The organism is Paenibacillus sp. SRL342 (genome assembly GCF_984798905.1).
Map to the genome: position 1 here is coordinate 4,384,737 of NZ_OZ481790.1, position 22,068 is coordinate 4,406,804.

The 22,068-nt window shown below is 45.8% G+C and carries 15 protein-coding genes; all 15 read right to left on the reverse strand.

Features of this window, described 5'->3' with window-relative positions:
* Positions 1-22 precede the first annotated feature (22 nt).
* The 15 genes from AC4E8D_RS19125 to AC4E8D_RS19195 all read right to left on the reverse strand — a co-directional run bounded on the left by AC4E8D_RS19125 (position 23) and on the right by AC4E8D_RS19195 (position 22,037).
* The gene (locus AC4E8D_RS19125) at positions 23-1,012 is read right to left on the reverse strand and encodes an ABC transporter permease (protein WP_036613298.1); all 990 of its coding nucleotides are present in this window, start codon (positions 1,010-1,012) and stop codon (positions 23-25) included.
* A complete protein-coding gene (locus tag AC4E8D_RS19130) occupies positions 1,005-1,970 on the reverse strand; it encodes an ABC transporter ATP-binding protein (protein ID WP_100527270.1) in 966 nt (321 codons plus the stop codon). Before AC4E8D_RS19130 ends, AC4E8D_RS19125 begins: the two co-directional genes overlap by 8 nt.
* Positions 1,971-2,843 carry a GDSL-type esterase/lipase family protein gene (locus AC4E8D_RS19135; protein ID WP_490205081.1) on the reverse strand — a complete coding sequence of 291 codons (873 nt, stop codon included), beginning with the start codon at positions 2,841-2,843 and terminating at the stop codon, positions 1,971-1,973. It abuts the gene before it with no gap.
* A gap of 292 nt (positions 2,844-3,135) precedes the next feature.
* On the reverse strand, positions 3,136-3,933 hold the full coding sequence (locus tag AC4E8D_RS19140) for a CAP domain-containing protein (RefSeq protein ID WP_221820404.1): 798 nt from the start codon (positions 3,931-3,933) through the stop codon (positions 3,136-3,138).
* 316 nt (positions 3,934-4,249) lie between these two features.
* The gene (locus tag AC4E8D_RS19145) at positions 4,250-4,708 is read right to left on the reverse strand and encodes a GNAT family N-acetyltransferase (RefSeq protein ID WP_036613284.1); all 459 of its coding nucleotides are present in this window, start codon (positions 4,706-4,708) and stop codon (positions 4,250-4,252) included.
* Positions 4,698-5,885, reverse strand: coding sequence for a formate-dependent phosphoribosylglycinamide formyltransferase (gene purT, locus AC4E8D_RS19150; RefSeq protein ID WP_221820403.1), 1,188 nt, complete (start codon positions 5,883-5,885; stop codon positions 4,698-4,700). Before purT ends, AC4E8D_RS19145 begins: the two co-directional genes overlap by 11 nt.
* A gap of 256 nt (positions 5,886-6,141) precedes the next feature.
* Positions 6,142-7,164, reverse strand: a complete 1,023-nt coding sequence (locus AC4E8D_RS19155) for an NAD(P)/FAD-dependent oxidoreductase (RefSeq protein ID WP_490205082.1) — start codon at positions 7,162-7,164, stop codon at positions 6,142-6,144.
* A 62-nt stretch (positions 7,165-7,226) separates the two neighbouring features.
* A complete protein-coding gene (locus tag AC4E8D_RS19160) occupies positions 7,227-8,216 on the reverse strand; it encodes an ABC transporter substrate-binding protein (protein ID WP_339304767.1) in 990 nt (329 codons plus the stop codon).
* A 131-nt stretch (positions 8,217-8,347) separates the two neighbouring features.
* Entirely contained in the window at positions 8,348-9,850 is a 1,503-nt protein-coding gene (locus tag AC4E8D_RS19165; protein ID WP_339304769.1) for an AraC family transcriptional regulator, read from the reverse strand.
* A 354-nt stretch (positions 9,851-10,204) separates the two neighbouring features.
* Positions 10,205-12,055 (reverse strand): ABC transporter ATP-binding protein, encoded by a 1,851-nt coding sequence (locus AC4E8D_RS19170; RefSeq protein WP_036613270.1) that lies wholly within the window; start codon positions 12,053-12,055, stop codon positions 10,205-10,207.
* The gene (locus AC4E8D_RS19175) at positions 12,052-13,824 is read right to left on the reverse strand and encodes an ABC transporter ATP-binding protein (protein ID WP_237174750.1); all 1,773 of its coding nucleotides are present in this window, start codon (positions 13,822-13,824) and stop codon (positions 12,052-12,054) included. The genes AC4E8D_RS19170 and AC4E8D_RS19175 overlap by 4 nt, the downstream gene beginning before the upstream one ends.
* 324 nt (positions 13,825-14,148) lie before the next feature.
* Entirely contained in the window at positions 14,149-17,835 is a 3,687-nt protein-coding gene (locus tag AC4E8D_RS19180; RefSeq protein WP_339304772.1) for a dynamin family protein, read from the reverse strand.
* Between the two features lie 308 nt (positions 17,836-18,143).
* Positions 18,144-18,416 carry a hypothetical protein gene (locus AC4E8D_RS19185; protein WP_017687779.1) on the reverse strand — a complete coding sequence of 91 codons (273 nt, stop codon included), beginning with the start codon at positions 18,414-18,416 and terminating at the stop codon, positions 18,144-18,146.
* Between the two features lie 23 nt (positions 18,417-18,439).
* The gene (gene nth, locus AC4E8D_RS19190; RefSeq protein ID WP_036607558.1) at positions 18,440-19,135 is read right to left on the reverse strand and encodes an endonuclease III; all 696 of its coding nucleotides are present in this window, start codon (positions 19,133-19,135) and stop codon (positions 18,440-18,442) included.
* 163 nt (positions 19,136-19,298) lie between these two features.
* Positions 19,299-22,037 (reverse strand): S-layer homology domain-containing protein, encoded by a 2,739-nt coding sequence (locus tag AC4E8D_RS19195; protein ID WP_490205083.1) that lies wholly within the window; start codon positions 22,035-22,037, stop codon positions 19,299-19,301.
* Between the last annotated feature and the right edge of the window lie 31 nt (positions 22,038-22,068).

Genomic DNA, 22,068 nt, shown 5'->3' on the forward strand with positions numbered 1-22,068 from the left:
TGTTTTCTTATCCTTGTCCATTTTAATTCAAGATATCCCGTTTCGTAAAGACAAGGAATGACACAATGAGTGAAGCAATGCCCCAAACACTAAGCACAATAAGGGAAAAACCTAAATTCATACCCTCGATTGGAGGTAACCCGCCAGACAAATAATTCGGAAGTTCGAGGTTAACCATGAACAAATACTTCGCTGTCTGCCAAGATGCTGCCATACTGGTCAAGATTGTTCCTGCAATCAGCGCGGCCATCATGATAACGATACTTGCAGCAGTACTGCGCACAAGCACGGATACCATAAATGCAAGCATAGCCACAATTACACTCACAAACCAGATCAGTCCTGCCTGCATTAGCATATAAAGCCACTGGTCTACAGCATGCACTGCCGACATATCGACATCTGTTCCCACAACTTTGAATCCTGTGAAGATTGGCATGTTGAAGCCTTTATAACCAAAGACCGCGCCCGATATGACATAACATATAATGTAGGCTGATACCACTATGATCGAAACAAACATAATCAGCGTAATTAATTTACTCAGAAGCACTTTCCAGCGTCTAACCGGACGCGTTAAAAGCATTTTAATCGTCCCTGTCGTACGTTCACCAGAAACAAGATCTGAAGCAATAGCCATGATTAACAGTGGAATAAACAATCCAACCGCGTTGTTCATGAACTCCCGCGTAAAGGTGACACCGCCCGGTTCTTTGGGATTGATGTCATTCTCAAGATAATACTGCATCTGCTGGATATATACTGTTCTATATTTTTTGTACTCTTCAGGTACCCGATCGCTACCGAGCGAATTTTGATTGTCTGTGATGGCCTGTTGCAGTTCAAGACGCCAATCGCCGCCAAACTTGTCGCGATTATTCTCCGCAGATTTCATCTGGGCATACGTAAACATCGGTACGAGGACCGCAAGTACAATAAATATAATATAAAGCCGTTTTTTCTTCACCATCTTAATCGTTTCATTGCGGATCAGCGGCATGATATTACTCAATGGATTCACCTTCTGTCATTTTTAAGAATAGTTGTTCAAGCGTAGGCTGAATCCGCTGTACCCCTTCAACCTGTACACCAGCTTGAACCATCTGTTGCACCATATCAGGAATTCGATCTTCGTGCATCTCGGCAACCACAGCGTTGGGACCAAGGCCCGCAACAATGGTATCATCCATCACATCCGCAGGTCGACCTACCAGAGCAATGCCTGCATCCTGCAACATTTTTTTGCCTTGCTCCAGTGGTGAAACATGCCATATGGCCAACTTGGAATGATCTTCAATCAGTTCGCTTACACCTCCAACAGCAAGCACACGCCCAGCACTGATAATGGCTACTCTGTCACAGAGAAGCTGGATCTCACTTAACAAGTGACTGCTGACAAATACAGCCATACCTTCACTGGCAAGTTGCTTAATAAAGACACGAAGTTCCTTAATCCCTTTTGGATCAAGACCATTTGTCGGTTCATCCAGAATAAGCAGACGCGGTCGCCCAAGCAGCGCTTGTGCAATACCGAGCCGTTGACGCATACCCAATGAGTACGTTCTGACTTTATCGTGAATCCGCTGATCCAGACGCACAATATCTACAACTTCCTGAATTCGTTCATTGTCCACACCTGGTTGCATGCGAGCGAAATGCTCCAGGTTCTCCCACCCTGTCAGATATGTATATACCTCCGGATTTTCAACAATGGAGCCTACATACTTCAAAGCACGCTCAGGGTCCCGATTCACATCATAACCACAGACTTTAATTTTTCCTTCTGTTGGTTTGATCAGATCGACCAGCATCCGTATCGTAGTTGTTTTGCCGGCACCGTTGGGACCGAGAAATCCGAAGATTTCACCCGGTTTCACGTCAAATGTAACGTCCTTAATGATCCATTTGCGTCCGATCCGCTTTTTCAGATTCTGTACGGATAGGACGGAATCATACTGCTGCTCTGCCATTTAATTTCCGCTCCCTTCTGCCGATGTATCTGCCTGGAATTCCTGTGCAATCCGAACTGCAATTTGCTCATAACCTTGTCCGTTGGGATGGAAATGATCTGACGAGAGATACTCCCCCAGATGATTTTCAAATAAATCGAATGTAGGGACCAGTGTCATCTTGTCCTCATTGTTCAAAATAGCCAGTGCAGCATCGTTCCATGCAGCAACTACTGCATTACCCGGCTTCTCCAGTTCCTTCACATCACCAAATGGATTGTACAGCCCTATGTACGCAATCTGTGCATCGGGATTAATTTCTTTGACTTTCTTCAATATCTCTTGAAGGCGCTTGGACGTTTCCGGCAAAGCCGCTGCCAGCTGCTCTGCTGTTGGCGGATCTTCCCCCTGGAGAACTTGTCCTCCCTGGAACAAATCATTTGCGCCGATCGAGAGCAAAATAAAATTGGACTGTTGCAGGACGTAACGCACGCCTTGCTCATCGAGTTTTTCCAATAAAGCATCTGTTCTCAAACCGTTCACACCCAGATTATTAAGAACCTGAACATCATATCCTTTATCTTTAAGCAGATTCCCTGCACGTCTCACAAAACCGAGTCCTTCATCATCCCCCGTGCCTCTTGCCAGGGAATCGCCGATGACGGCCATCCGAATCTTGCCATCTTCCACGACAGCGGGTTTCCCCTCGATATCCTTAGATGGAGCAGTTGCCTCCTGACCTGTAGTTAATGCGGAATCTCCCTCGGGGAAAATCACGTCTTTTATGGCGTATCCAAATCCAAATAACAACAGCAAAGTTGCCAAGATGGATACTGTACTGACAGTTCTCCAGATCCATGGTGCTGAATCAAGGCTTTTTTTCTTTTTCATCATCACATCTCCGCTCATGTACACCAATCCGGGTGCTTTATAATTTATAATGACTTTACATTAAGGCGTGTCTGAAAATCCGCTTACTTCGGAGTTTTCAGACACGCCTTGATGATGCTATTCCTAAATAACATAAATGTTCTGTCGTTAATTTGCAAACTTTGGCGCTGCATTCGCAGAATTCATTTTTTATATGTCATTTTACGGAAAAAAGGTTATACCATACACAGATATGAACTGTGTACTGGCATAACCTTGTGGAAAAGAAAATCATACTTTCTTCATTATAAATCGATTACTTACCGATAAACTCTTGTGCCCAGTATCCGTTATAGAAACCTACACCGATATGTGTAAAGTTTTTGCTCAAGATATTAGCGCGGTGACCTTCACTATTCATCCAAGCTGTAACCACTTCCTGTGGTGTTTTTTGTCCTTGGGCAATGTTCTCACCTGCATAGCTGTATGTTACTCCGAATTGTTTCATCATATCAAACGGAGAACCATACGTAGGTGACTGGTGGTCAAAATAGTTGTTGTTACTCATATCTTTTACTTTCGCAACAGCTACTTTGTCCAGAAGTGCATCTGAAGTCAGTGCGTTCAGACCTGCTTTAGCACGCTCAGCGTTCACAAGTTTTACAACTTGAGTAGCAAAGTCGGATTGTGTGCTTTCGCTACCATTATTACTTGTATTGTTACCTGTGTTTGAAGGATCTTTTGCCGGTGTAGTTGCCGGTTTTTCTTCTTGAGCTGGTTGTGCTGGTTTAGTCGGTTGCTCCGGCTTAGTTGTAGGCTCAGCAGGTTTTGTTGTTGGTTGAGTTGGTTTTGTGGTCGGCTCAGCAGGTTTTGTCGTTTGATCAGGCTGCGTAGCAGGTTTCTCTACAATTTGCCCCTCGGATACGGTGTATCCATTTTGTTTGAGCCATTTCTCAATATAAGCTTTCAAGCTGTCTGTGCTTGTAATTTTGTACGTTGTGATAGTCTTATATGTTGAATCTGCAGCAGACGCGGAAGCAGGAAGCATTACCCCTACGGCCAGTACGGCTGTCAGACTACTCGTTACGACAGTTTTCATCCATTTCTTTTTCAAATTCATTCATCTCCTTAAGATTAGTTATTACAACTTTGTAATTAATACTCTAGCAGTATATCAATTCAACCGGAGATTGTGAACCTATAAAATATGGAAAAGTAACTTTTTTGTCATTTTTTAGAATGTTACAGATTTGACTGAGGGCTTATCCTGTAAGGCTCTCCCCCCATCGACAAAAGCATAAAAAAAAGACATTCGGACTAAAAATGCTAGTCGAATGTCGCTTCACCATCTATTTATCATTCACCACACAAGAATCTGCAGATCAGGATATCATGAGAATTTCCATGCAATAGAAGAAACTTTATTTATACTATAGAAGAACTTTACTGAACCGATAACCTCTCTTCTGAAAACCAATGTGCTCATAAAAAGAGTACGTTGTTGAAGTCACTTCACGGTTTGCACCCGTGACAAACAGTTGTTTACCACCTTGCTGTCTGCCCCAATCTTCGGCACGAGCCATCAGACGACGGGCAATCCCACCACCACGATGTTCTTGACCTACAATCAGGGAAGTAATTTGTGCGGCAGGTTCTGGATAGGCATGACTTTGCACGCATTGCAAGCCAATCACACCAATAATTTGTTCATCCACTTCGGCAACAAGCATGCATGCATTTGGATTGGTTTCCAAACATTCAATACGTTCTTTCATGACATTGGTTGTTGTCGGATAGCTGACCTCTCGCATCAGTCCCGTTACCGCTTCAGCATCTCGCAGCTCACACTCTCGGATCATCAGTACAGGGGCCTCAACATTATTGGACATGATTTACCTCCACTTTCAGCATATTAGCGGCTTGCACCGCTGTTTTACGAGCTTCTTCCACATCTTGGCCAGCACTTAAGGCTACAGCCATTCGGCGTCCTACTTTGGTCTCAGGTTTGCCAAATACACGAATCTGAGTACGAGGAAGAGCCAGTGCTTCTTCAATCCCGCCTACAGTAAAGTCAGATGTTTCATCATTAGCCTTCAGCGTTGCTGAAGCTCCCGGTGTCAACAGATGTACACCTGTGACCGGAAAACCAAGAATTGCACGTACATGCAGCGCAAACTCGGAACTGTCTTGCGTCACCATTGTAACCATACCCGTGTCATGCGGACGAGGAGATACCTCGCTGAACACAACCCCATCCGATGTGAGGAACAATTCCACTCCAAACAGTCCATACCCGCCAAGTTCATCCGTGACGGATTTGGCAATATGACAAGCTTGCTGCCATTGCTCAGGAGTCATTGCATGAGGCTGCCAGGATTCGACATAATCCCCATCCTTTTGAATATGACCAATCGGAGGACAAAATACGGTGCCTGATACAGATCTAACGGTGAGTAATGTAATCTCACTGTCAAATTGCACAAAGCTCTCCACGATAACACGAACGGATTTGCCACGAGCCCCCGAAAGAGCAATATTCCAGCAATCCTCCACGTCGTCCGGTGTTCGGCATACACTCTGCCCTTTGCCGGAAGAACTCATCAATGGTTTAATGACACAAGGTGTGCCAAGCTTACGTACGGCTTCCTGAAGTTGTTCCAGGTTGTCCGCAAAAAGGTAGTCAGCTGTCGGAAGTTTCAATTGTTCGGCTGCAAGCCGACGGATGCCTTCGCGATCCATCGTTAAACGTGCAGCTCGGGCAGTAGGTACTACACAAAATCCCTCTTCCTCAAGCTCCAGTAAAGCTTCTGTTGCAATAGCTTCAATCTCAGGTACGATGTAATGAGGTTTTTCTTTACGGATCAATTGTTTCAAAGCTTCGGCATCCAGCATGTCGATGCAGTAAGACCGGTGCGCGACCTGCATCGCAGGTGCGTTCTCATAACGATCAACAGCGATCGTCTCTACTCCCAGTCGTTGGGCCTCAATAACGACCTCTTTTCCCAATTCTCCACTGCCTAGTAGCAGCATTTTTTTGGCTTGAGCCGTAAAAGGAGCACCCCACATGTTCTTTCCAATCCTCCCAAAGAGAAATCTTCTATATCTGTCTGTCTCTCTATTTTCGGGGTTTTGGTTAAAGATTGCAAGAGTGCTCCCTATTTTTCTTGTGAATTTTACAAGATTTTTTGTGTTTTTTCGATCAAATTTTACAATTACTGCTCTCGGATTCGATACTCCTTCCATTCCTCCCAAAATTAAGGAAATGTTAACAGAGCAGACTTTAATACTCCAACGAATCAAAATACGCAAACAAATCCCAAGTTTAAAGACTTGGGATTTGTCGATTTTTTTCTCTAAAGATTTCATTATGGGAAGAAACATAAGCCATCTTTGGTGCACCTGGCGTCATATATTGTTTCGCACTATTAACTGCCACGATCGCATCATTGAAGGCTCCTGCAATGAGTCTAACTTTGCTTTCGTGCGTCGCACAGTCTCCTGCTGCAAAAACACCCGACAGACTCGTCTGTGCATGATGACTCATTAGAACCATTCCATCGTCCATTGCTAAGCCACAACTGACAAGATCACTTAGATTGCTTTTATACCCATGACTAATGACGACTTCATCCACATCTAAAAATACATTGTCCTGACTCTCCATATGCGTAATTACAACCTGATGGATACGTTCACCATGATTATGAAGCCGTGTGATGCTATATGGTGTTCTGACATCCGTTACATTGTTCATCTCGCTAACATTGCGTTCCATTGCACGAAACTCATTATTCCGGTGGATTACAACTACACTGCGAGCAAGTTGAGCAAGTTCAATTGCCCAATCTACTGCACTGTTGCCTCCTCCTGAAATGAGCACACGTTTCCCTGAAAAATGTTCTGGATTTTGGACGGTATAATGAAGATTTTCATACTCACATTCCATTGGCTCTTGAAGCTTCAATTTTTGAATTTCTGCGATACCGCGGCCCACTGCAACAATGATCGTGCGCGTATAATGTATCTTCCCTCCAGTGATATACATACTCCATATTCCGTTATCCAGTCGAGTGAACCTTTCCACTTTGCAATTCAATACAACCGTTGGATTAAATGTATTTGCCTGCTGAACAAGCCACTCGATCAACTTCGAACATTTCATAGGCGGTAGACCGCCTACATCCCAAATTGTTTTTTCCGAATAGGTGTGCAGAAATCCACCAAGCTGGTCTTTACCTTCGATGATTTTAACTTTCATATCACGCATCCCTGCATAAAAAGCCGCATACATGCCAGCAGGGCCGCCTCCGATGATGGTTACATCATAGATATCTTCTTCATTCATTTTAAACACACCTTGTTAATTTAGTTATGAACTCTAGATACATGTCACTTTACCCGTTTGCTTTATTTGTTTTTTGCTTCAAAAGTAGCAACAATATCATCAATGACATATTCATCGGCAAGTGGAGACATTCCCAGATTGAACCATTCCTTGCCACCCACCATATAGACGTGGTCCTGCTTGACTGCTTTCAGATTTTTCCATAATGATGAAGATAACATATCTTCAAATTTCTTTTTAATTTCCGGATTAGTCTCATCATCCAGCTGAACGATCAGATGATCTGCGTTGTATTCAGGCAGTACTTCCAAGGATACGGACATGGCAGTTTGATCTTTCGGGAAATTAGGAAGTGGATTCATTCCCAATCGTTTGTGGACAAAGTTTCCTCGGTCAAGGTTCTCACCATGAAGTACGATTTCTTTTTCCATCACTCTAATGTAGAGAACAGTCTCCTCTCCAATCAGCTTATCCAATTTGGCAGCAGCTACCTTCTCCTTATCCACCAAATCCTGAATCACCTTTTCTGCCTGTTCTTCTTTGTCCAAAATTTTGGCCATATCCCGCAGTTCATCGCGCCAATCATCACGCTGTGGCAAAAGTACGGTAGGTGCAATCAGAGTAAGCTGATCATAGTCCTTTTTGGACCACCAGTCAGGAGCGGTAATTAAATCCGGAGCTGCCTCCATGAGTGCTTCAAAGTTAGGCGTTCTTCCTATTCCCATTTTCATCGTGTTTGCGAATGCTTCTTGCAAGTAAGAAGGAAAATCCTCATGGTAGTTCTGTACAGCAATGGGTACGATGCCAAGTGAATATAAAAATTCTGGATATACAACCGACAAACCAACTATTTTTTGTGGGTTCACCGGAATTTCAACTTCTCCCATTTCCGTGTTCACTTTTTTTACCTGACTTGTTTCTGTTGTGGATGTATTGGTAGAACCAGTCTTCTGACCTTCGCTCGTAGCCTCATCTTGCCCCGCTGCACCACAAGCCGAAATAATGAGCACCAACATCATGGTGCATAGTACCGTTAACCATCTGAATCTCATTCTTTATGTACCCCCTATATGGCATTTAGTTATGACAACGTCTAATTAATAATAATTATCATTATCATTTGATATAGGAGTAAGTATATTAAAATATGTTCAGGTATGATATTGACTATTCAGACTTTTTGCTATGGACGATCTTGCCATAACTTTAATATTTCATCCAACATAAGCTCATGGGTAAATGCAGTGTAGTCCAGCAGGACGCTCGACAAAAGCATATCCATTCTGCCATTCTGTACCGCTAACAACGCAAGCCATTCTTCAGACTTACGCACAGCAGACCATGTCTGCCTGGATGTCTCATCATCACCCACAATCAGTAATATTCTTTCAACGTTGAGAACAGACAACTCCCTAATGGTTACTGTGCCCCGTTCCCAATAAGTCTCAACTCCTTCGGGACCCTCCATTTGCATATCAACGTAAAAAACGGAAGCAATACTCCTTGGGCCTAACATCTGCAACGCTTCACCATAAACTTTGAGTACAACTAATCTGTCTTTTCGTATGAAATCCTCAAGCTGGTCCTTTATGGTCGTTGCCTTCTCTTTATATCTTTGAAGCCATACCTCTGCAATATCAGACCTGTCCAAAAAGCTTGCAACATATCTCAAATGCTCTCTCCAATCTCCTTTTCCCAACGGGAGGTCACACACAGGAGCAATGGAATGAAGCTGTTTTTGCAAATCCTCAGACTCCGTCCCAACAGTAATAATATAATCAGGTTTAACTAATCGAAGCTGTTCCAGCCAGGTGGTCTCACTCTCTGCGAGTGGCATAACTTTGTCCGTTTCATATTTACGTCGGTAATAGTATGTCCACGGATGACTTGCCGGCGCGGCACAGGGAATGATCTGCAATGCAAGCAGTATACCAATGCTCACAGAATGAACCGCAGCAATTTTTTGTTTGCTATTACGTATAAACGCTGCTGGTGGAATGCCAGAGATTTGCTTGAATTTACGCCGGAAATACGTCTCATCCTGATAACCCACGTACGATGCCACATCCTTGAGTCGATAACTGTGATCATTTCTCATTAAGATCTGGGCTTGTTTAATTCGGTATAGCGTTAAATAGTCCACTGGACTGTAACCATACCTTTTCTTGAATAAACGCATGAAGTGTCGAGGGCTCATTCGTGCCACATTTGCTAATTCCTCAATGGTTAATCTCTTCGAATAATTCTGCTCCATGTAACTTTTAACATGTTCAATTGGTGAAGCCAGATCCGTCTTTTCGGCACAGGCCACCTCGTAAAACATGGTATACAATAGTTCCTGAAAACGAATCTGACCATAGTACCTTTGCAAACCATCCTTCTTCAACGTGTGGTGGTAAATCATCTGACAGATCACGCCAACAGCAACGAGCGAAGATGAGCTGACCTCGCCATTCACTTCATTACGTAAAAGTTGCTTCATCATTTCAAGGGCTGTTCCACCCTCCTGCTCCAGTGCGTACATGACATCAAAATCCATGTGATACACACCTCGTTCATCCAACGAATGCACAGTTGCCTCAACCAGTTGCCCCGGGAAGCCTACATACAGTCCTCCCGCCTTTAATTCAATGAAACTGCCATCTATTTTCAACCACCCTTGTCCACTGGCTACAAATATTAACATGTATGTTTCAATGAAGTGTTTCCTCAGAAACCACTCCGTCGCAGGATCACTTGTATAATTCACGTGAAGGAGCCTAAAAATCATATGATCCAGGTGATCCAAATGCTTTGAATTTATTTCGTTGTTGTCCATCTGCATTGATCTCCCTCCAGCCATGAACGATAGTATTGATTTCATTCTTCAAAAATATAACATACCACACTAACGTTTAAAAAAAACACTCCGGCTATCCTCTAACCTGTCTTCAATGAATAAGATGCACTTATTATTGAAAGAACAGGCTATAGAACACCAGAGTGTTATAAGTTCATAGATGTTCAGACGCTTCACAAGCATCCGAAGTTTTCATTTTCATCACAAAAATCTGTATTGAGCTTCTATTAATCCATTATAGACGCCTTGTTTTTGGATAAGCTGCTCATGGTTGCCCTCTTCTTTAATTTCACCATGATCCAGGACGATAATGTTATCTGCATTCCGGATGGTTGAGAGACGGTGAGCGACCATAAAGGATGTTCTTCCCTGCAACAGCACCTTCAACGCTTCCTGGATTTTAAGCTCTGTCTCTGTATCAATACTCGCTGTAGCTTCATCCAGAATCAGTATGCGTGGATCAGCAAGCAGCGCACGGGCAAAGGATAACAGTTGTCGTTGTCCCATGGATAATACGTTCCCGCGTTCCTCTACTTCGGTATCATATCCGCCAGGCAGCTTCATGATGAACTCATGTGCATTGACTGCTTTGGCTGCGTCCTCCACCTCTTCATTTGTTGCATCCAGTCGTCCAAATCGAATATTGTCACGAATCGTACCCGAGAAGATGAAAGTATCCTGTAATACAATGCTGATCTGGCTCCGTAAACTCTCTACCGTTACATCCCGCACATCCTGTCCGTCAATGGTGAGACGTCCGCCGGATATATCATAGAAACGACTGATCAGATTGATGATCGTACTTTTACCCGAGCCCGTATGACCAACAAGTGCAATCGATTGTCCCGCAGCCGCCGAGAAACTGATTCCTTTCAGCGCCTGTCTGCCCTTCTCGTATTCGAACACCACATTTTCGAATGCGATATCTCCTTTAATAGAAGGAAGTGGCTTGGCACCTGGTTTATCCGCGATACTTGGTTTTTCATCCATGAATTCGAAGATACGCTCCGATGATGCCATCGCAACCAGCAACTGATTGTACATCTGTCCCAGACGGTTGATTGGGTCCCAGAAGTTGCCGACATAGTTGGCAAAAGCCACAAGTAATCCCACAGTCAACTGACCTTCCTGAATCAGGTAAGCACCAAACCAGAAGAGGATTAATGTACCGAAACCGCCGGTAATCTCAATCAGCGGTCCGAAGCCTTGGTTCATCGCTGATGCTCTATCCCATGACTTTTTGCTGGACAGGTTCATGTTGTCAAAGTATTTCATGTTCTCTTTTTCCTGGGTATAAGCCTGAGTCACTCGAATCCCCTGAATGGATTCATTCAAGTGGGAGTTAATCCGAGAGTTCTTCATGCGCACATCCTGCCAAGCCCGACGGATCAGCACCCGCAGTTTGGTCGAGATGATAAACATGATTGGCACCGTAATGATCACGGCAAGACCCAGTTTCCAGTTAATCAACAGCAAGATCACAATGATGCCGAGCAACTGTACGCAGTCGATCATGACGTTAACTGCACCGTTCGTGAACAGATCCTGAAGGGAGTTAATATCATTTGTAACACGTACCAGTACGGAACCTGCCGGTCTTTTGTCAAAAAAGTTAAAGGACAGCTTCTGGATATGCTTGAACAGATCCGAGCGAAGGTCATAAATAACACGCTGTCCGATAATGTTTGTCAATTTGATCCGGTACGTATTGGCAGCCCACTGAATGAGATACAACACAAATATGGAGCCTGCGATAAGATATAGCATAGTCATGCTTGGCAACCCCGTTGCCGGTGCGATGGCCCGGTCAATCGCCAGACTGATTAGAAAAGGTACGGACAATTTCGTAATGGTACCCAAGATCATCATTAGAATAACGAGTGGTAACAATTGTTTTGCATAAGGTTTCATGTATGCAAATAAACGTCCGAACTCTTTCCAGTTAAACGGTTTTTCAATAATTTCATCATCCTGATACACAAATCGTTCATTCAGTTTCTTCTCAGAGGCCACTTTTGCCTCGCGCCTGTCTGCTATCGTTTCGGCACTCATGAATTCACCTGCTCCCCAGCCTCCCGCTTACCGCGGGCAATATAATCTGCATATTGAATTTTATAAACATCCTGATATGGTCCAGGCACTTCAATGAGTTCGGTATGTTTGCCACGTTGTACCACGCGACCTTCATCGAGCACCAGAATCTCATCTGCATGTCGTAGTGAAGATATCCGGTGTGCAATAATAAATGTTGTTCTGCCGCGCATAACTTCCTGGAAACCGGACTGAATCTCGTGTTCTGTCTCCATGTCCACGGCGCTGGTTGCATCATCAAGTACCAGAATTTTCGGATTTTTCAGCAAAGCCCTTGCGATCGCAATCCGCTGTTTCTGTCCACCCGATAATCCCATACCGCGTTCACCAACCACCGTGTCATATCCGTCCGGGAACTCCATAATGAATTCATGAGCCTTGGCCAGCTTGGCTGCACGGATAATTTCATCCATAGTGACGTTCTTAAGTCCGTATGATATGTTATTGCGAATGCTGGATGAGAACAGGAATGTTTCCTGGAAAACAGAAGCGATCTGACTCCGCAAACTACGGATACCTATATCTTTGATGTTTTTGCCATCCAGCTTGATCGTTCCCGAGTTCACGTTATAGGCACGCATCAGGAGCTGAATAATGGTCGATTTACCTGACCCTGTTCCCCCGAGGAAACCGATTACAGAACCGGGTGCAGCATCAAAATTAATATCGGTTACCGCTGGCATTTTATTGCCGTAGGCAAAGGTAACGGATTCAAACGTTACATGGCCGTTGACCTGATCTGCCTCCACAATGACCGGATCTTGCGTTTCTTCCACATCCACTGGCGTATTGAGCAGTTCGAGCACCCGTTCACCTGAAGCTTTGGATTGCGTATAGTTGTTGATATGGAACCCAAGGTTCCACATTGGACCGATTATGTACCAGATCAAACTGAAAAAGGCAACGAGTTCACCGAGTGTCAGCGTCTTCTGTATAACCATTCTTCCACCGATTATCAGCAACAAAACGATACTCACCGAAGCAAGAATCTCCATGATTGGAAAATAGCGACTCCACAATGTTGCGGCATGAATCTGATTCGTCTTGTAACGCTCATTGCGTGTGGAGAATTTCTCCACTTCATAAGGCTCACGTGCAAAGGATTTTACCGTACGTACTCCAGTGATATTCTCCTGTACCGCTGTCGTCAGTGAACTGAGCGCCAGCCGCATCTCCTGAAATGCAGGGTGAATTTTGGATTCGAATCTCAGCGCAACGAAGGCAAGTAATGGGATGCATATGAGTGTGAACAGCGTAAGCTGCCAACTCATGGTCATCATCATGATTGCGCCGAACACGACCATCAAAACCATGTTGAGAATCTGGGCGAAACCAAATCCGATAAAGTTACGGATGGCTTCCAAATCTCCCGTGAGGCGGGACATCAGATCACCTGTCTTGGCCGTATCATAATAACGGAAGGATAAAAATTGAAGCTTTTCGTAACATGCGTTACGAAGTCTGTACGCCAGGAAGTTACCCAAGCGTCCTCCAAAAAAACCGTGTAAAAACTGCATTCCCGCTTTCAAAATAACTACACCTAACACAGTCAAAGCAATGATGGGAACGTCTTCAAAAGTTCGCGGAACAATAATATCATCAATCAGTATCCTCAGCATGTACGGATACACCAACCCAAGTGCGGTCGCTAAGGCGAGGAACAAGATTGATACAAATAAATACGTTCGCTTTTCCCAAAAAAAGATTTGCAGTTGCCTAAGAACATCCATGTTTCTCCTCCTCTTATGTCGTTCAAAAATACTATGAACATTTATGAAGTTTATCACCGTACCCCATTCGCGGCAAAGCGAATAACAGACCATATTCTGCCTGCTTTCAGCTTATTGACGCATTAACGAAGGTAAATACCCACCTTTCAATCAAATGTTTGAATATTCTCTTTATTTCAGGTTGTTCGTAGCAAAAAAAGGCTCCCTATATGCCTTTTCGGCAGGGGCCTTTTTGGATTGATTTTCGCAACATTTTCAATGTGTTGCTGTATCATTCATTTTGTTTTACAAAGACTTCCAGAGAATACACGTCATGCCGTGATTTTAACTGTGTTCGATCTGTTCCAGTTGGTTAGACAAGCTGGTCCATTGCTCCGCCGGAATTCCGCTTTCCAGTGTATCTTGAATTCCACTTACCGCCTCGTCTAGACGCTCTTCCAACTGACGGGATTGGTGTTGCAATGATTGACAAAGCTGGTTGTCATAAAACTGAATCAGTTTTTCTTGCGCAGCAGGAAGAACTTCAATGATCATCTGTTTGAGGACAGGATCAAGTGCCCCCTGTAACCGCTGACGTCCATCCCCTTCGAAGAACTGTTTCGGATTGCGGAAATAATTCAAATAGCTTTTCCATCCAGACGGTTCTTCCAGACGAACTTCTTCAAGCACAGGTGTAGTCCAGCGTTCGTTCAGTGGCAGTGACACATCCACGCCCCCTGATAACTGTCTCACCTCATCTATACATTCCGTAACTTGCTTCATCAGCCAGGTCTGACCTGCCTGTTCAAGTCTGAGGGTGGTAGCAAGCAGTTCCTGCTCCAGTTCAATGGCAATCATGCGTAACAGTTCACGTCCACAGGCTGCAAAAGCCATCTTCAGATTGCCTCGATCCTCCCGAAGTACGGATGGATGGAATGCTTCTGCCATGAATAGACCAAGGCGATAGGCAAGCCGCTGCCGCACATGGAAGAGTAATTCTGCTGTTTCCTGTGACAGTTCTTCCTTCATCGATCTTGCTGCAAGTTGCTGTATGCGCTGACGTGACTGCCCCTGAATAGTCCCTAGTTCATCCCGCCGCTGCTGCAATACTTCTTCACCCTGAGCCGCATCCTCTGCACGATTCTTCAGCCGCTGAATGACACGTGCCATCTCTTCCCAAGCTCCACTTACAGCAAGATCGGCTAATTCTCTGCCTGCAAATTGGTTGAACTCTTCCTCAAAACGGTTAAAACCAGATTGCTCAAGCAACTTCGAATCACCTGCCATCTTGCCTTCCATCGCCAGTATGCTAGATACCGGGAAGAGTCGTGGTGCCCGAATTCCATTACTGCGCAGTTGGGTGCTCACATGATCGAGAACCTGCTCCAGTTCTTCCTCGGAGGAAGACAGGTCACTGGCATTCACAACAAAGAACATCTGATCCATGGCAGAACTATCCTTAACGCGTCCCAACTGATTGAGGAACTGGCGATCTCCTTGTGAGAAAGCATGGTTGTAATACGTTACAAAAATGAGTGCATCCGCATTCTTCATATAATTGAAGGTTACACCCGTATGACGAGCATTCACGGAGTCCGCTCCTGGTGTGTCTACCAGTACAATGCCTTGTTCAGTCACATCGCAACTGTAATAGAGATCGATACTGTCCACAAAACAGGACTTCTTCTCGTTTGCGACAAAGTTACGATAACCGTCCAGATCCACCAGCACATCCTGACCTAACTGGTCCGCTGTTTCTTCCCAGCCGGCTGCTGCCGCCTGCAAAAAGCTGTAATGCGGGCGCCCCGCCGGATGCACATCCTGTGGTGAGAGGGAGCGTACTCGCTTCTGCCACTCCGCTCCAGGCTCACCCAGTCCGAGCAAACGGAAGGAATAAGCGAGGTCTTCCTGGAAGGCGTCCCGGGTCTTCATGCGGACCCGGGCTGTTCCATGCTCCGCGCCCCCGGCAGGAGCCATGATTCGGTTAATCGCCGCTGTTGTTGGATGCGGCGAGACGGGTAGTACAGCTTCGCCCAGCAACGCGTTGGCGAAGGAGGATTTGCCGGCGCTGAATGCTCCGAACAGCGCCAGAGTGAACGTGCCACCCGCAAGCGAAGCCGCGCGGGCACGCAGATCCCGTACCGCCGACCCCATGGCGGGGTACGGCTCTACCAGCGCAGCAGCGGCTTCAAGGCGTGCCGCTGCTGCGTCCAGGCGTCGCCGGCGTTCAGCGCCAGCCGCCGCCGATGGCCCAGGCACCGCCGCTGCGACTGCGCGCTGCTGCGGCGGTGCCTCTGGCGTCTGTGGCTGCGCAGCCACAGACGTTGACGTGCCCGCATGCGGACCGGGGGCTTCGCCCGGTTCAGGCACCGCGGGCACGTGCGGGCCCTTCACCTCCGGCAATAGCCCGGAGGGGAGGGGGCCCGCATCAGGCAGCAGGCTGCGCAGCCCTGCTGCCTCTGCGGCGGCGCTGCGCTGGAGCGCCGTGTAGCGCGCCGCCGCCGCGGATTGCGCCAGCAGCGCTGCGCGGCTGGCGTCCAGCGCCTGGAGCGCGGCTTCGCCTTGCGCTGCCAGCGCTTCCAGCATGCGGTCGGCCAGCATCATGGCCGATCTGCGATAGCGGGCCTCAATCTCGCCCCGCACATCTTTACTGAACTGAATCACATACTCTGGAGATACCTCTGCACTGGCACTGCGTTTCATCTCCAATAGTGCTTCATCTACAGCAGGCAGCTCCGTATTAAGCGCCTGCTCCCACTCCGCTCCCCATAGCTGATGGGACTCACCCAGCTGTCTAAGCATCGTACGAATATGTACCTCAACTTGTCCGGAAGCCTGATCCTGTAACAGTCTGACCAGCTCAGAAGCTCGGCGTTGTTTCTCCTGCTCGGTTTTGCCACCTGAGAACAATAAACCTACCCTGAAACCTGGTTTGCGGCTCTCCAAATAGGCAGCAGCCGACGCACGAATATCCGCAGGTGTAAGATTTGCATTTGCCAGAAGAGGTTCAAGCTCCGCCCGGAATTTCTCACGCACTCGCGAAGGCCCAGTACGAATGTCTGTTGCTTGTATATCAAGAAGCTCCAACTCTCGTTCCAAGCGTTCAATTCCTTCCTTGCCACCAATCTCATCCAGCAGGGAATTCTCTTCGTCTTCACGTTTCTCCGCTTCTCTCGTCAGATGTTGCTCCGTTACATGACTGGCCGAACTTGCCAAACTGTGCGTAATTAACGCTTCCTTCTCTTGCATCATGTGTCCAATAAGTTCCGGCAGCATATCCCACTGGTTGTAGCGATGCTGCTTGTCGCGTAAGGAAGTAAACAATAGTCCGTCATATCTGACTTCCCAGGCCGCAAATATAGCTTCGACACCTTCGGTATATTGGTCAAAGGAAAGCTCACGCTCCCGATGCTTGTCGATCTGATTCACGATCAAAAACAACGGTTTGCCCCAATCCGACAGACTCTTGGCAAATGAAAGGTTTGTCTCGGACTGAACATGATTATAGTCCATGACATAGAAGACCACATCTGCCAGATGAAGCGCGGAATGGGTCGCGAGACTATGTCCGCGATCTGTTGAATCCACACCTGGTGTATCCAGCAGGACAGCATCATCTTTCAGCAGAGGAATATCATCCCATACCTCAATCGAGCTGTAAGCTCCACCATTTTTGCAATACGCCTCCAATTCCTCTGGAGAAACTTCAAGTGTTCCTGCTCCATTGTCAGCGCTTACGTTTGGCGTAGTGTAAATAAGCGCTCTTGGCTTACCATTACGTATGGATACCACATTTGCACTTGTTGGCACGGGACTTGAAGGCAGGACCCGTTTACCGCATAAACTGTTGATGAGACTCGATTTGCCTGCAGAGAAATGACCACAGAACGCAATCGTCAGATGTTTCATTTCAGCCTTGCTGATTAAATCCGTTATAGCCTGTACAGCCGTATGGTCCCCTGTCTGCTCCATCGCTTCACGCAGCGGAAGCAGAGGTTTGGCCATTTCTTTTGGGTAATCTGTTCTGGACATGACTGGCCTTCCCCCTGGCTCCTCTAATTTGACATCCGTTTCGACGTCTATCTCTTTTACAACATTTATTTTAACATTATCAAGTTTGAATTTGAACGGTTGGAATTGAATATACATAAATGGACGTATAAGTTCTATAATCTAAAAAAAATAAAACCGAACAAGTCGGTTTTATCTGTAATACGTTTTATACTCGGTATTTAGCAAATGCTTACGCCAAGTGTCTGTTGCATGAATGCGATGTGATCACCTTAACCACAACGATCCTCATGACATTAATACAACAGAAACAATAGTGTAATCACTTCTTATGAAACTGCGTTCTCCATGGAAGGCAGCAAGATTTCAAATACTTGTCCATGTTGCAGAATTGTAATGTCTCTGCCTTTGTCTCTCATAACAACAACTTCTGGTTTAACGGACATACGCTCCAGATAATGTTCAGGCACGTCGCCAGAGTGGCTTACTGTGATACCTTCTACTTCTTTTTCTTCATTTTCAGCCATTTCCTGTTCAACGATTTGTTCAAAGATATCGGAGAAGGCCTCAAAATTGTCAGTGTACACGGAAATGCATTTCATGATTATTCATCCTTTTCTACTCATTAATTTATTTTTCGTTTTCGGGTGGTGACACGTTCCTTATCTTTCCTGATTTGGGACGTTTTCATACGTTTTTTCCCTTCCCTGCATATGTCCAGCAATGGACAGATATGACACGCAGGGTTCTGTGCCTTGCAATGGTAGCGTCCAAAAAATATAAACCGGTGGTGAGTTAAAGTCCACTCGTCCCGGGGTACGCGCTTCATTAGTTTCTTTTCGACTTCAAGTACGGAGTCATCCCAACCCGCAAGCGCCAGCCGCTTGGATACACGTTCAACATGAGTATCTACCGCAATTGCCGGTACTCCAAACGCATTGGAAACAACTACATTCGCGGTTTTCCGCCCGACACCTGGTAGCGTCACAAGCTGATCATGTTCCTGCGGTACATCACCGCCATACTGCTCTATTAAAATTCGGCACATGTTCTGAATATGCTTGGCCTTGTTCCGGTACAAACCGATTCGCCGAATATCCTGTTCCAACTCTTCGAGAGGAACTGCCAGATAATCTGCTGGGCTTCTGTACTTCTGGAACAAATCTGCGGTTACCTTGTTCACCGTTTCATCGGTGCACTGGGCAGACAAAAGGACAGCTACCGTCAATTCAAATGCATTGCTGTGATTTAATTCGCAATGTGCATCAGGAAACATTGCTTCCATAGTTTCGAGTATATGTCTAACCGTCGCTGCATTCATGAAGAGCTACCTCCCACAAAATGACTCCACTCTGCGGAGCCTTACTTCGAAGCTTCATCCGAGTACTTTGCGGGGACCTCAAAAAGCTTGCAAAAAAAACGTCTTGATGCGGGAAAGATCCCGTATCAAGACGGTCATTCTTTTGATCCTCGAAAAGAAACGATTACTGTTTTTGAATCTCCAGAATAACATTGTTCAGGAGATACAATACAATATTATCATTATCTCTGAGAGATTGCACGCTTAAAGTATTGTCACCCTGGTGAACAAATACACTTGATCCGAGTGCAAAACGATAGTTGGTGTCTGTTGTCGTTTCCCGTTTAACCAAAATCTGGTTACCCACGCCATCATAAGACCAGAATTGTTTGCTCATGACAGTCAGTACTCTGAAACGTGTGGAATTATCCGTATCTTTTGTCATTTCCACACGATCTCCGACCGTAAGACTAGTCAATGAAGTTAATATGGAGCCAGATTTTACGACTTTAACCGAACCGCTAACAGGCACGGTTTCAGTCTGGCCGTTAAACTGCTTGAGCGTTACAGATGAAGCATCCACCGCTGTAACTTCAGCCAGCGTACGCTTCACGACTTGAACCGCTTTTGGCGCAGCTCCTTCAAACGTTACATTAATCAGGTTGCCTGCTGTCAGTTGTGAAGGTGTGATCGTCTGACCACTCTCTCCTGTCAGTACCGCTTGATCCACGTAGAACTGACTTGTCAACAGATCGGATTTTACGCGAATACGACTATTTGCTTCCAAGGCAACCACTTCGAATTGAGCCACAGTGTTCAGTGCAACCTTCTGCACTACATCCTGATTTGCCCCAAGCGTTACAGTCACTTTGTCACCAATCTTCAAATCTCCCAGACTTGCGCCCGATTTGTTATAGATCTCAACCGTAGGTGCGGTAGTATAAGGCACTGTAATCGTCTGATTACCAGACAACAAACTGATTTTTCTGCCCGATGTGTCAATGTTGCTGATCGTACCTTCGTACTTGTAAATCACTTTAACGGACAACGCACGTGTTCCCACATAGGTCAGATCCAATTTGCGGCCATCATTTAAAATCGACTCCAGACCAGCGAGTGTAGGTTTGGTCGTATTGTAGTCCAGTTTGGTTTTCTCATCCAATGTAAATACAAACGGTTTCTTGTTGGTGTCCAACACGGTAAGTACCTTTGTTTTGCTGTTGTAAGATACAACCTTTACTCCGTTCATAGGTTCCATTTGACGTCCAATCACCTGAATACGCGTTACCTGGTCGTCAGAGTTCAATGTCAACTCCACCTGATCCCCGTTCGTTGCATCCGTGATGAGATCATTCAGCGTTGCATCCTGAATGCCATTGATAATGACTTCCGGCTTTTCAGTCAGCAGTTTCGCCTCAAGGGAACCCCCTTCACGTTTGAACGTTAACGTGGACTGGTTGCCACCGATCTCAACCAATGTTCCGCGCACAGATTGCTCCACACCTTGAGACAATGCGATAGTTTGCAGAACACTGTCCTTTACAGTGTATTTCACGGCACTGCCGGCTTTAAGATCAGCTACTGACATGATACGGTTTTGATATGTGATAAGCAGATTGTCATTGTATGCAAACTGCTCTGTTGCACCCGCTGCATTGACAAGTTTGATCGTTTTGCCAGAAGTGGATACTTCAGCAATTACGCCATTATCACTCTTGTTAACAATGCCGGATTTCACACGAATAGCAACTGTTTTTTTGTCAGTCGAGAACGTCTCACGCTGTACTTCGATGATGCTATCTGCCGTAATATCGGACAGTTTGATTGCATTACCATTCTGATCGATGAATGCAGTTGCCTCATCATAACTGTACGTTTCGTAATTCTCGCCCACAAAGATACCAATTTTATTACCAGACAATGAACGTGCAAATGTACCTTCAACACTTTCCACCTGCGGTGTAGCATCAACAACTTCCACATAGGAAGCCCCACCTGCAGAACCTACAACCATAACTTTTGTATACAGCTTCACATCTGTGGCGGAAGCACGAGTTTCACTGTCTTTCGTAAAGTAAGGCGTACTGCTGTTCACTGCGAAGTTAACGGCTTTGCCGTCCACAACCAGCGTGATCTGCCCATCTTTCAATCCTGTCACATAACCCGTGGATGTGTTCGGGTACGTTGTATCCGTTAACGATTCACCACGACTGAAGAAGGTAGCCAGTTGAGCACGGGTTACGGAACCGGTTGGATTGAATTTGTTGCCTTCCACACCTTTGGCCAGATCCAGGCTAACAGCCAGATTGACATAACCTTTACCACTTTCGGAAATACTTGCATTATCAGCAAATCCGGTAGATTGATTGTTTTGTGCCTTCGCTTCAGCATCCTTGTCCAATGAACGGATTAACAATTTCGTAATCCATTCCCGTGAAGCCGGCTTTTGACCCCAGGAGGTCTTGGATACATCCACCGTTGATTCTTCCGTTTTGTCAATCAGTCCCAGTTGAAGTGCCAGCGCGACATATGGCTTGAAATAATTTCCCACTTCCATGTTTGTCGGTAATGCCGCAGCCGTGTCGGTATTCAACTGGCCCTCTTGATTCATAAAACGGATTGCCATCGTTACAGCTTCTTGCTGTGTTACCGCATCTCCTGGACGGAACAGGCCGTTGTTACCGAGAAGAATACCTTGATATGCCAGTTTGTAGACATGTTTTTCAGCCCAGTATCCGACCTTGATGTCACTGAACAAACCAGTTGGTGCAGCCGTATTTGTTATTGCAGCAGTCTGACCCTGCCCCGTTTCTGTTGATTCTGCTGCCATGGCAGCTCCGCCGGCGCTAAGGGCCATCATGCCTGCAAGCACGGCTGATACTACTTTTTTAGAGTGTGATGGATTGTTATATTTAAAAGTCACCTATGATTCCCCTCTCTCATGTAAAACGACC